This is a genomic window from Halorussus halophilus (genome assembly GCF_008831545.1).
GTDB classification, from domain to species: domain Archaea; phylum Halobacteriota; class Halobacteria; order Halobacteriales; family Haladaptataceae; genus Halorussus; species Halorussus halophilus.
The window spans coordinates 3,323,088-3,335,632 of record NZ_CP044523.1 but is presented as its reverse complement, the minus strand read 5'-3'; the positions used below and the strand labels follow the sequence as shown (position 1 = coordinate 3,335,632).

Genomic DNA, 12,545 nt, shown 5'->3' with positions numbered 1-12,545 from the left:
TCCACTTTCTGATTCGTTTTAGAGGTCCGCGCCGATGGCGTCCTCGACAGACTCGAAGTCGTCTGCTTCGAGCAGTTCGAGTAAGCCTTCGTTGATGTCGCGCGCGATGGACGGGCCACGGAAGACGAGGCCAGAGTAAAGTTGGACTACGTGTGCGCCCGCACGAATCTTTCTGTAGGCGTCGAGTGCGGTGGAGACGCCGCCGACGCCGACGACCGGCACGTCCACGCGTTCGGCGACGAACCGGACCATCTCGGTCGAACGTTCCTCGATGGGTTTTCCGGAGAGACCGCCGTCCTCCGCGCGGTTGTGGCTCTGCAGGGTATCGGGACGTTCTGTCGTCGTGTTGGTGGCGATGACGCCGTCAAGTTCGAGTTCGTTCACGAGGTCCAGTGCGTCCTCGACGGCCGGGTCCGGGAGGTCTGGTGAGAGTTTCACGAGGAGCGGACTCGCGCCCGCGTCCTGTAGTTCCGTGAGGATGGCTTCCATCGAATCGCGGTTCTGGAGGTCGCGGAACCCTTCGGAGTTCGGGCACGAGACGTTGACGACGAAGAAATCGCCGCCCTCTGCGACTCGCTCGTAGGTGTAGCGGTAGTCTGCCGGGGCGTCTTCGGTCGAGACGGTTTCGGTCTTCGCGAGGTTGACGCCCACCGGGACGGGAGCGTTCGTGTTCGCCAGACGCTCGCCGACCACGTCCGCGCCGTGGTTGTTCAGTCCCATTCGGTTCACGATGCCTTCGTCTTCGCGGAGGCGAAACATCCGCGGGCGAAGATTTCCCGATTGGGGGTCTGCAGTGACGCCGCCGACTTCGACGGCACCGAATCCGAGACTCGCGAGCGCAGTCGGAATCTCCGCGTTCTTGTCGAACCCGGCCGCGACGCCGACCGGATTCGAGAACTGTTGGCCGAACGCTTCGACGTGGAGGCGTTCGTCGGCAACGGTGTAGTGGTCCCGGAGAACGTCGGCTACTGGTGTGTTCTGTACTGCTCGTAATCCCGCGTGGACCATGTCGTGAGCCGTCTCTGGTGGGAGTCTAAAGAGAAGCGGTTTGAGTAACTCGTAGTAGTTCATCGTTGAACGACCGCGCGCGTAGGGAGAAAAAGCCCCTGGAGTGGCGCTAGAATTCGTGTTCGACCTCGTCCTTGTCGGCTTTTTGGATGATGATCTTGTCCTCTCGGACGCGAACGAACACTTCGTCACCGATGTCCATCCCAGCTACAGCCAGCTCGTCCTCGTGCAGATTGATGTGGACGTTGTGGTACTCGCCGTCCTCGCCTTTCGCGCCACTGGGACTGAGCTTCTTTTTCCGTACCATCGCGGTATCCTATGCGTACGTTCGCCAGAGAATATACTTAAGTGTTTTCTACCGGGCGACTGCGCTCCGGTTGTGAACGGCGTATGTGTTCCGAGGACTTACGTTGTGCGGTCGAACCGCGCAGACCGCGCAGATTCGACCGGAAATCGCGCGACGGGTTCGGCCTTACATATAAATGTATCGCTGAGAACGGCTCATATCGGCGATATATTTATATCAGGTCCTGTGCTGGGTTGGCATGGAGGAGAAAACCATGGTACGTGAGGACGGTAAGCGAAACTTCGCACTGCGCGGTTCGAACGGAGACGAGGAGAGCGTCTTTTCGGGGAACACTCCTCGACAAGCAGCACTGAAAGCTGCCCGGCGTCTCGACCCGGCTTCCTCGGAAGACTCCGCGGATCGAACCGAACTACGCCTTCGAGAGAAGGGGACCGACAAGGTCCACATCTACGAGGGTTGGGCGTGGCACGAGACTGCTCCCGACGACAAGCCGGATTGGATGCCCAACGAGATTACCGAAGCCAACGTCTCGAAGCAGGGTATCGAACACCTCGATGAGTAGCGGGCCGTACCGCTCATACTTTTCTGACGGTCGTGACGCCGACGCTCGACGTGAGTAGCCTTTTGTTCGTCCCGAATCTACGCCCAGGTGCGCGGGAAACACTCACCGTGACGACGCGCACGACGCGCAGGATGAACGGCCGTTCTCCGCCCGCGCGATATCGGTGGCCGAGTCGCCGCTGTGCTGTCGTTCGTCTTCTTCGAAGTGACTGACAGGGTAGACCGTCTCTACAGTAGACATCCGAACCGCACGCGCACGAATCTCGATTGTAGTCGATACTGTCGTTCGTTCGACGAGTGCTACTCGGTGGTACGTCACTGCACCCCGAAGCCGTCTACGTTCGACGGCCTTAAATGTACGACGGGCATTCGTAGGAGTACGAAGGTGGCTTCGGGGGTCATCCCCCACCGAAGCCGATTAGAGTTCGACGCCGAACGACCGTTCGGCGTTTTTGACTCTGTTGCGGAAAATGAATCAACGAGATTCGTGTGGGCGTTCAAACCGCTCCACAGTCTCGGACCTGGCGCGAACTTCGATGGGTTTATGACTCACCGAAGACTACGTTCAAGTCCGAAGGAAATGAGGATTCCACCCCTGCGGTCCGCCGTACACGATGGGATCTGATGTTAGCCCTGGCAGTTCGGTGACACCCGACCAACGATTTGGTTCGACGTCGCCGAACTGACGGACCTTGATACATCTGATAGATGTGTCTCCGCCAGACCCCCGAGCATTGTGCTCGGAACCCATTCCGGTTGATCCTGCCGGAGGCCATTGCTATCGGAGTCCGATTTAGCCATGCTAGTTGTGCGAATTTAGATTCGCAGCGGAAAGCTCAGTAACACGTGGCCAAACTACCCTATGAACTGGAATAACCTCGGGAAACTGAGGCTAATGCCAGATACGGCTCCTCATCTGGAGTGAGAGGAGCTACAAACGCTACGGCGTCATAGGATGTGGCTGCGGCCGATTAGGTAGACGGTGGGGTAACGGCCCACCGTGCCGATAATCGGTACGGGTTGTGAGAGCAAGAGCCCGGAGACGGAATCTGAGACAAGATTCCGGGCCCTACGGGGCGCAGCAGGCGCGAAAACTTTACACTGCACGCGAGTGCGATAAGGGGACTCCGAGTGCGAGGGCATAGAGCCCTCGCTTTTCTGTACCGTAAGGTGGTACAGGAATAAGAACTGGGCAAGACCGGTGCCAGCCGCCGCGGTAATACCGGCAGTTCGAGTGATGGCCGATTTTATTGGGCCTAAAGCGTCCGTAGCTTGCTAGACAGGTTCATCGGGAAATCTACCCGCCTAACGGGTAGGCGTCCGGTGAAAACCAGCTAGCTTGGGGCCGGAAGATCCAAGGGGTACGTCCGGGGTAGGAGTGAAATCCCGTAATCCTGGACGGACCACCGATGGCGAAAGCACCTTGGAAAGACGGACCCGACGGTGAGGGACGAAAGCTAGGGTCACGAACCGGATTAGATACCCGGGTAGTCCTAGCTGTAAACGATGTTCGCTAGGTGCGGCACGCACTACGAGTGCGTGCTGTGCCGTAGGGAAGCCGAGAAGCGAACCGCCTGGGAAGTACGTCCGCAAGGATGAAACTTAAAGGAATTGGCGGGGGAGCACTACAACCGGAGGAGCCTGCGGTTTAATTGGACTCAACGCCGGACATCTCACCAGCATCGACAGTAGGAGTGATAGTCAGTATGATGAGCTTACTGGACCTACTGAGAGGAGGTGCATGGCCGCCGTCAGCTCGTACCGTGAGGCATCCTGTTAAGTCAGGCAACGAGCGAGACCCGCATCTCTAATTGCCAGCAGCACCCTTGTGGTGGCTGGGTACATTAGGGAGACTGCCACTGCCAAAGTGGAGGAAGGAACGGGCAACGGTAGGTCAGTATGCCCCGAATGTGCTGGGCTACACGCGGGCTACAATGGTCGAGACAGTGGGTTGCTACGCCGAAAGGCGACGCTAATCTCCTAAACTCGATCGTAGTTCGGATTGAGGACTGAAACTCGTCCTCACGAAGCTGGATTCGGTAGTAATCGCGCTTCAGAAGAGCGCGGTGAATACGTCCCTGCTCCTTGCACACACCGCCCGTCAAAGCACCCGAGTGAGGTCCGGATGAGGCCAGCATGCGCTGGTCGAATCTGGGCTTCGCAAGGGGGCTTAAGTCGTAACAAGGTAGCCGTAGGGGAATCTGCGGCTGGATCACCTCCTAACGAACGGGACCAGACTTCACGTCTGGCCCATTTCACCCGTCGCATCGTGCGACGGACGAGGGTTCCTCGGCGACCTCGACCACTTCGGTGGTCGGGCACCTTCGAACTGCCAGGGTTAACACATCTCCCCCAAGGGGAGTCGGGCCCATAGCTCAGTGGTAGAGTGCCTCCTTTGCAAGGAGGATGCCCTGGGTTCAAATCCCAGTGGGTCCATACAACCGATGCACCATCCCGTGCAAGCGCGGATGGGAAGGGTTCGACGAACGCGACTGCTTCACCTGCAGGGCGTTCGATGACGACCGTATGTACGTGCAATCCAGGCGTCCACTGGATCCGAGTACGGAACTCCGGGTCACAGTGAATGCAACAATTCAACCACAAGCGTGGCTACTGTGCCAGCTAGTGGATGGCTCGGCTCGAGCGCTGATGAAGGACGTGCCAAGCTGCGATAAGCCTCAGGGACCCGCACGGAGGGGAAGAACTGAGGATCTCCGAATGAGAATCTCCCTCGCAATTGCCTCGCGCAATAGGGAACGCCGGAAATTGAAACATCTCAGTACCGGCAGGAAAAGAAACCGAACGGGATGTCGTTACTAACCGCGAGTGAACGCGACACAGTCCAAACCGAAGCCCTCACGGGCAATGTGGTGTTCGGACTGGTAATCAGCGACCGACCCATCTTCTGAAGTCTCTTGGAACAGAGCGTGATACAGGGTGACAACCCCGTAAGAAGATGCAGTACGTCGTGAACCAGTTCCAGAGTAACAGGGATTGGAAATTCCTTGTGAATTCCGCCAGCATCGATGGCGAAGACTAAACACGACTCGAGACCGATAGCGAATAAGTAGCGTGAGCGAACGCTGAAAAGCACCCCACAACGGGAGGTGCAATAGAGCCTGAAATTAGTTGGCGATCGAGCGACAGGGCTTACAAGGCCCCTCGAAAAATGACACGGGAGCAATCCCGCAGTAAGAATCGAGGGGAGCCGAAGTTCTGTCGTGCGTTTTGAAAAACGAACCAAGGAGTGTGTTTGTTTGGCGAGTCTAACCTGAGTATCAGGGAAGGCGTAGGGAAACCAATATGGTCGCAGCCCTTACGGGCGAGGACCACCGTGCCCAAGCGCGGGGAGTCAAACTGACACGACCCGAAACCGAGTGATCTACGCGGAGGCAAGGTGAAGCGTGGCGAAAGCCACGTGGAGGCCTGTTAGAGTTGGTGTCCTACAATACCCTCTCGTGACCTCTGTGTAGGGGTGAAAGGCCCATCGAACTCGGCAACAGCTGGTTCCAATCGAAACATGTCGAAGCATGACCTCTGTCGAGGTAGTTCGTGAGGTAGAGCGACCGATTGGGGGAGCAGACTCCGAGAGGAGTCGGCCCCCCTGTCAAACTCCAAACTTACGAACGCTGTCGACGCAGGGAATCCGGTGTGCGGGGTAAGCCTGTGCACCAGGAGGGGAACAACCCAGAGCCGGGTTAAGGTCCCAAAGTATAGACTAAGTGTAATCGAAGGTGGTTCCGAGCCCTAAACAGCCGGGAGGTGAGCTTAGAAGCAGCTACCCTCTAAGAATAGCGTAACAGCTTACCGGCCGAGGTTCGGAGCGCCCAAAATGATCGGGACTCAAGTCTATCACCGAGACCTGGCCGCACCAGTCAAATGGTGATTGAGTAGATTGGCATTCTGATCGGGTGGAAGTACGGGCGAGAGTTCGTATGGACCGATTGGGAACGAAAATCTTGGTCATAGTAGCAGCGTGAGTCGGGTTAGACCCCCGACGGCCGAATGGGTAAGGGTTCCTCGGCAATGCTGATCAGCCGAGGGTTAGCCGATCCTAAGTCACACCGCAATTCGAATGTGACAAATGGGAAACTGGTTAATATTCCAGTGCCACCGTCCACCAAAAGCCGACGCCTCAGGAAAGATCAAGCCGGACTTTCGTCCGGTCGAACCACCGAACTCCGTGGAAGCCGTAATGGCAGGAAGCGGACGAATGGTGGAATAGCGTAAGTTGGTCGTACCTGGGGCCCGTGAAAAGGCGAGGACGTGATCGTACCAAGATCCGACACAGGTACCCAGGCGGAGAAAGCCACGGCCTGTCGGGAGCAACCGACGTTAGGGAATTCGGCAAGTTAGTCCCGTAAGTTCGCGATAAGGGATGCCTGCTCTGTATAAGAGCAGGTCGCAGTGACTCGGACGCTCCGACTGTCTAGTAACAACATAGGTGACCGCAAATCCGCAAGGACTCGTACGGTCACTGAATCCTGCCCAGTGCAGGTATCTGAACACCCGGTACAACGGGGCGAAGGACCTGTTAACGGCGGGGGTAACTATGACCCTCTTAAGGTAGCGTAGTACCTTGCCGCTTCAGTAGCGGCTTGCATGAATGGATCAACGAGAGCGTCACTGTCCCAACGTTGGGCCCGGTGAACTGTACGTTCCAGTGCGGAGTCTGGAGGCTCCCAAGGGGAAGCGAAGACCCTATAGAGCTTTACTGCAGGCTGTCGCTGAGACACGGTCGCTAATGTGCAGCATAGGTAGGAGACATTACACAGGTACCCGCGCTAGCGGGCCACCGAGTCAACATTGAAATACTACCCGTTAGTGACTGTGACTCTCACTCCGGGAGGAGGACACCGGTAGCCGGGCAGTTTGACTGGGGCGGTACACGCTCGAAAAGATATCGAGCGTGCCCCAAGATTTCCTCATCCGTGTCGGAAACGCGGAACAGAGCGCAAGAGCAAAAGGAAGTCTGACAGTGACCTACATAACGAGGGTCGCTGACGCGAAAGCGTGGTCTAGCGAACCTATCAGCCCGCTTGATGCGGGCGATAGATGACAGAAAAGCTACCTTAGGGATAACAGAGTCGTCACCGGCAAGAGCACATATCGACCCGGTGGCTTGCTACCTCGATGTCGGTTCCCTCCATCCTGCCCGTGCAGAAGCGGGCAAGGGTGAGGTTGTTCGCCTATTAAAGGAGGTCGTGAGCTGGGTTTAGACCGTCGTGAGACAGGTCGGCTGCTATCTATTGGGAGTGTTACGGTATCTGACGGGAACGATCGTATAGTACGAGAGGAACTACGATTGGTTGCCACTGGTGTACCGGTTGTCCGAAAGGGCACGTGCCGGGCAGCCACGCAACACGGGGTAAGAGCTGAACGCATCTAAGCTCGAAACCCACCTGGAAAAGAGATACCACTGAAGCCACTCGTAGAAGACGAGATCGATAGGCTTGGGGTGTACGCGCCGAGGCAACGAGGCGTTAAGCCCGCGAGTACTAACTGGCTGAGCCACACATTCATCAGTTGCACCGCACTGCGATTCGAGTACCGCACTCGGATCCAGGCGCGAACTGGATTGCACGTACATTACGGTCACAGTTGAACCACCGATACTGGCGTATTAGACGCGGTTCGATTCCGCGTGTCGGCGTTAAGGCGGCCATAGCGGCAGGGTCACTCCCGTACCCATCCCGAACACGGAAGATAAGCCTGTCTGCGTTGTGGTGAGTACTGGAGTGCGCGAGCCTCTGGGAGACCCACTTCGCCGCCTCCACTTATACCACATTCAATCCTCGGTTAGCTGCGGCGCTAACCGGGGATTTTTGCATTTACACCGCTCGAAACGACCAGAGACCGCTATGTTTAAGCGCGACGAGCGATTAGCAGAACTCGCGCCAAGGTGGCAGAGTCCGGCCGAACGCAGCGGCCTGCAGAGCCGCCCATCGCCGGTTCAAATCCGGCCCTTGGCTTGCACCTTTTTACTTCGGTGAGTGACGACGAGGCGCTTCGCGCCTCTGTCACTCACCTCGCAAAAATCTGCTCCGTCAGAGCAAGTTCTGACGAGCCTTCGTTCGTGGTTCGAGAGAGCAAAGCTCTCTCGTCATCACGAAAGGGCTTCGCCCTTTCGAACGACTTCGCTCACGAAGACACCAAAAACGTCGATGCTCGCTCAGCGAGGCCGCTTCGCGGGTCGCTTCGCTCGCGTTCAGGGTCACATACACGACTACCGCACAGCAACCGCCCCGCACAGCGTCAGCCCTGCCGCTCTTTCAGTACTGGAATCTCCGCGAGTCGCTCGTCCGAGAGGTCGTCCCAGAACACGCCGCTCGGACGCTCGTACTCCGTTTCGGTGCGAATCGTCCGCGTCGGGGTGACGACGAGGTCCATTGGCACGTCGTGGGCTTCGACGGCCACGTCGTCTTCGACGACTTGCAGGTCGTGAACCGTCGTCGCGATGGGAGTCTCGTCGCCGACCAGTTCCAACTCTCGTAGTATCGCGTATTCGAGGTCGCTGTAGCCTTCGCCTTTGCCGACTCGGGCACCGTCTTCGGTGACGGCGACGCTTCCCGAAACGACGAGGTCGATGGCTGGTACTTGCTCGGGACCGACCTGCCGGGCGTACTCCTCGACGTGCGAGATGGTCGGGGCGCTGTCGAGTTCGTCGTCCGGAATCGCTTCGGGGTCAAGTTCGTAGAACGGGTTCTCGTCGCGCAGGCGCGGAACAGCCATGTAGACGGTCTTGCCTTCGTGGAGCGCTCGCCGTCGAACGGGTAACTGGGGCGCGTCGGGATTCGCCTTGATAGCGTCGGCGTTCTCCCACTCGCCCGTGTCGGCGAGTCGCTCGGCGGCGTCCTCGGCACCCGAAAAATTCGGGATTCGGTCGTGAGGCGGGAAGGGGAACCGAGCGATACCCTCAGCTTCGAGGGCGTCCCAGATTCGCTCGCGGAGTTGCTGTTTGCTCATGACTCACTGCTGCTCCACAGCGACCGATTCACCCTTCTCCGCGCTCTCGTACAGCGCGTCGATGACCGCCAGGTTCCGAACTGCCTCGTCGCCGTCGGTGTTCGGGGTCGCCCCAGATTCGACACAGTCGGCGAAGTGTTCGACCTCCAGTCGGTACTGGTCTGTCGAGTCGAACTCCTCGATGACGTGACGGCCGTCAACCTCGTACTCTATCGTTCCCCCGCTGTCATCTCGCGGAACGAACGCGCTCGGTGCTTCGAGCCACCCATCCTCGGTTTCGACGCGATAGTACTGGGTGTCGCTCGTCTCGAACCCGCAGGACACCTGCGCAGTTCGCCCGTCGTCGTACTCCAACACGCCCGCCAGTTTCGTGTCCACGCCGTAGTCGCCCGCGTCGTGAGTCGTCGCGTAGGCCCGTCGTGGCTCTCCGAGGAACAATCGTGCGGCACTGACGGCGTAGCAGCCAACATCCATCAGACTCCCACCGGCGAGGTCGGGGTTGAGTCGAACGTCCTCGGGGTCGTCCAACGGGAACTGAAACGACGACTTCACTGACCGAACGTCGCCCAGTTCTTCTCGCACGACTTCGGCGGCGCGCTCGGTTCGAGGGTGGTAGCGATACATGAACGCCTCCATCAGCGTCACGCCCTGTTCTGCACAGTACTCACTCACTTCGCGGGCTTCCTTTGCATCGCTCGCCAGCGGTTTCTCACAGAGGACGTGCAGGCCAGCGTCTGCGGCCCGTTTCGTCCACTCGGCGTGGAGCGCGTTCGGGAGCGGGTTGTACACTGCGTCGAGGTCGTCGTCCGCCAGTAGTGCTTCGTAGGAGCCGTAGGCGTTCGCGATGCCGAACTCGTCGGCGAACGTCTCGGCCTTCGTTCTGTCGCGCGAGGCGACGGCCGTCACTTCGTGGTCGGTCGCTGCGATGCCGGGAATGACTGCGCGTCCGATGTTAGCGGTGCTGATGATTCCGAAGTTCATGTCCGACGTATCGGGCGTTCCGGGCAAAAGTGTGGGTACTCTCCGAACGTACCCAGTCGTTAGGCGGTCGTCGTTCCCTCGACCACTGTTTCGTTATCAGCGGTAGTCGTCTCGAAGACCGTCGTCTCGAACATCGTCGTCTCGTTGCCTGTCTCGTTCGCGGTCGTTTCGAACGAGGTAGTCCCAGTCGTTGCGTTTCCGGTCGTCTCGTTCGCACCGACCGTCGTGCCGAAGACTGTCGTCTCGTTCGCACCGACCGTCGTCTCGGTTCCCGGTTCGACTCCGGAGACGAAGAGAGTGAGTTCTCGGACGAGTGCCGATTCGGCGTTCACCGACCCGATTTCGACGCTCTGGGTCGCTTGGGTCTCGTTCGCGCCTTCGGCCGCCGTCTCTTCGTCCGTCGGGATGCTCTCGACGGCACGGCGCTCGAACGTGACGAAGTTGCTCGTGAACACCGCCGCTTGGTCGATGGTGACGCCGCTAATCGTTCGGTCTTCGATGACGAACCGAGTGGGACTCTGTCCGGCCCGGTCAACCCGTTCGGCGAGCGCTTGCTCGTCGATAGAGATGTTCTCCAGCGTCACGGCTTGGAACGACCCAGTCATCCTGACTGCGGGAAGTGTCACGTTGACAAGCGTGTTCCCGTTCGGGAGGGTCAGTTCCCTGACGGTGACGTTCTCTACGACCACGTTGCGGAGCGTCAGATTCTCGACGAAGAGGCTGTCTCTCTCCAACAGTGCCTCTTCGCCCTCGCTCACGGTTTCGTTACCCGCGACGGCAGTGGTCTCGTTTACTGCCGTCGTCTCGTTCGCACCGACCGTCGTACCGAAGACTGTCGTCTCGTTCTCCCCAACTGCAGTGGTCTCGTTGAACTCTGTCGTTTCAGTTACTGTCGTCGTCTCGTTGACTCCGACCGTTTCGTTTACTGTCGTCTCTTGCGCGCCGACTGCTGCTGGGCCTGTGTCGCCCACCGAGCCGCCGAGGACGAGCGTCGAGGCTCCAACGAGCATGAGAACGGCTACGATTACCGCTGTGACTCGATTCTTCTCGTACATCACCGCTGTAAGGCAACGACGAACGGCTTAAGCGGAGTCGATAGTTCGGTCGTTCAACGCAGGCTGTCGGGTCCTAGGTTCGACTTTACTCGCGTTCAATGCTCACAACTGGAAGAAGACGAACCCTACCAGCTATTCCGACTCCAAAAATGCAAGAACGGTCAGTTATCGACGGTACGAGAGACCCATCCCGTCGGCCCGCTCGGATACGGTTGTGAGAACGACTCCGGTTGCAAGGTTCCGGTGCCGTCCGTCGCCCGGACGACGACCTCGTGTTCGCCCGGTTCGGCCTGCCACTCGTAGGTCCACTGTCGCCACACGTCTTCACCCGGGAGCGGTTCCGAGAGCGTCGCGTCCTGCCAGGTCGCCTGCCCGTCGGTCGAAATCTCGACTCGCTGAATCCCTCGCGTCCCGGCGTAGGCGTGCCCACCGAGACGAATCTTCCCGTCGTCCAACTTCTCGACGGTGTGAAGCTTGGCGACGGTCTCGACCGGACCAGTTCCGTGCCAGCCACGCTTCTCCCAGTAGCCCTCTTGTTCCTCTTTCAGCACCTCGATTTCGGTGAGCCACTTCACGTTGATTTCGCCCCAGTGGCCCGGCACGAGCGCTCGAACTGGGTAGCCGTGCGCCCGCGGCAGACGGCGGCCGTTCATGCCGAACGCGAGGAAGCCGTCTTCGAGCGCGGCCAGCGGAAACTCCTCGTAGTAGCCGTCTGCGGCCCGAAGCATCACACAGCAGGTCGAGGATTCCGGGACGCCTGCCCGTTCGAGCAGACGACTAACCGGCACGCCGGTCCAGAGCGCGGTGTCCATCTTCTTGCCGTTCAGTCCCTCGCCGACACAACGGAGCGTGACGAACCGATGCTCGATGCTTTCTACCATTTCGGTCAATTCCGCGTAGTCGAGTGAGAACGACTCTTCGACGGCACCGGTCACGGACAGTTCCCAGCGACCGTCGCTGAGGTTCGGGTTCACACCGTTGATATCGACTTCGTAGAACCCGCCGATTTCGGTGACGAGCGGTGCTAGCTCCGGCACGTCGAGAGACCGTTCCGCCGCGAGGCCGAGCAGTTGCTCGGCTTCACTTTGAGTCTCGGCATCGGTCACGTCGCTAATCGGTCCCGGTTCCGCGCCGGTGATGTTCCGGCCGCGATAGCCCGCGACGCCGAGGAATCCAGCCAACGCGCCGACTGCCGCGAGCGTCTGTCGGCGCGTCCGCGAGACGGGTCGTCGCCGTCCGACCGCGAACCCGCGCTCGGCCACTGCGACGACGCCACCGACCGGAACCGCCGACCAGAGTGCGGTTTCTGGCGCGCGTGCCACGGCGAGGGCGAACAGCCAACCGCCGAGTCCAGCGGCCAAGACCGCAGTGTAGGGCACCTCCGAGCGACTCCCGACGCGGGTGGCTCCTAATGCAATCGCGGCGAAGACTCCGACCGACAGCACGAGCGCGACAGTGAGCGCCAGCGTGTGCCCGAACTCGCCGAGATTCTGCACGACTGCGGTCGTCACTTCGCCCGGAGCGGCGTTCACGAGCGCACTGGCGAGCGGTGCGGCGACGAACGCGGGCGTCCGTCCCGCGGCGGCGAACGACCCAGCGACACCCGCGACTCCTGCGGCCGCGCTCGTCGCAACTTCTGCTCGCGTCACGTCCATAGCGGGTGCATC

Annotated in this window: 7 protein-coding genes, 2 tRNA genes and 3 rRNA genes; 6 read left to right on the top strand and 6 right to left on the bottom strand. The window is 59.4% G+C overall.

Features of this window, described 5'->3' with window-relative positions; genetic code table 11:
- Positions 1-18 precede the first annotated feature (18 nt).
- Together F7R90_RS16535 and F7R90_RS16530 are read right to left on the bottom strand one after the other, a co-directional pair.
- Positions 19-1,071, bottom strand: a complete 1,053-nt coding sequence (locus tag F7R90_RS16535; protein ID WP_158058498.1) for a quinone-dependent dihydroorotate dehydrogenase — start codon at positions 1,069-1,071, stop codon at positions 19-21.
- A 46-nt stretch (positions 1,072-1,117) separates the two neighbouring features.
- Positions 1,118-1,315 carry a hypothetical protein gene (locus F7R90_RS16530; protein ID WP_115798291.1) on the bottom strand — a complete coding sequence of 66 codons (198 nt, stop codon included), beginning with the start codon at positions 1,313-1,315 and terminating at the stop codon, positions 1,118-1,120.
- A gap of 253 nt (positions 1,316-1,568) precedes the next feature.
- On the opposite strand from F7R90_RS16530, the gene F7R90_RS16525 reads away from it, so the two are divergent.
- The 6 genes from F7R90_RS16525 (at position 1,569) to F7R90_RS16500 (ending at position 7,848) form a co-directional block, all read left to right on the top strand.
- Positions 1,569-1,877, top strand: coding sequence for a non-histone chromosomal MC1 family protein (locus tag F7R90_RS16525; RefSeq protein ID WP_158058497.1), 309 nt, complete (start codon positions 1,569-1,571; stop codon positions 1,875-1,877).
- A 748-nt stretch (positions 1,878-2,625) separates the two neighbouring features.
- A 16S ribosomal RNA gene (locus tag F7R90_RS16520) occupies positions 2,626-4,097 on the top strand.
- A 143-nt stretch (positions 4,098-4,240) separates the two neighbouring features.
- Positions 4,241-4,312: transfer RNA gene (locus F7R90_RS16515), tRNA-Ala, on the top strand.
- A gap of 165 nt (positions 4,313-4,477) precedes the next feature.
- Positions 4,478-7,396, top strand: a 23S ribosomal RNA gene (locus F7R90_RS16510).
- 134 nt (positions 7,397-7,530) lie between these two features.
- A 5S ribosomal RNA gene (rrf, locus tag F7R90_RS16505) occupies positions 7,531-7,652 on the top strand.
- The 16S, 23S and 5S rRNA genes sit together here with 2 tRNA genes alongside, the layout of an rRNA operon.
- 120 nt (positions 7,653-7,772) lie before the next feature.
- Positions 7,773-7,848, top strand: a tRNA-Cys gene (locus F7R90_RS16500).
- A gap of 283 nt (positions 7,849-8,131) precedes the next feature.
- On the opposite strand, the gene F7R90_RS16495 is transcribed toward F7R90_RS16500, so the two are convergent.
- From F7R90_RS16495 to F7R90_RS16480, 4 genes are all read right to left on the bottom strand, one after another.
- Positions 8,132-8,842 (bottom strand): 5-formyltetrahydrofolate cyclo-ligase, encoded by a 711-nt coding sequence (locus F7R90_RS16495; protein ID WP_158058496.1) that lies wholly within the window; start codon positions 8,840-8,842, stop codon positions 8,132-8,134.
- Between the two features lie 3 nt (positions 8,843-8,845).
- The gene (locus tag F7R90_RS16490; protein ID WP_158058495.1) at positions 8,846-9,823 is read right to left on the bottom strand and encodes a Gfo/Idh/MocA family protein; all 978 of its coding nucleotides are present in this window, start codon (positions 9,821-9,823) and stop codon (positions 8,846-8,848) included.
- A gap of 59 nt (positions 9,824-9,882) precedes the next feature.
- A complete protein-coding gene (locus tag F7R90_RS16485; RefSeq protein WP_158058494.1) occupies positions 9,883-10,878 on the bottom strand; it encodes a hypothetical protein in 996 nt (331 codons plus the stop codon).
- A gap of 161 nt (positions 10,879-11,039) precedes the next feature.
- Complete coding sequence (locus tag F7R90_RS16480) at positions 11,040-12,533, bottom strand: molybdopterin-dependent oxidoreductase (RefSeq protein ID WP_158058493.1); 1,494 nt, start codon at positions 12,531-12,533, stop codon at positions 11,040-11,042.
- Positions 12,534-12,545: the final 12 nt, after the last annotated feature.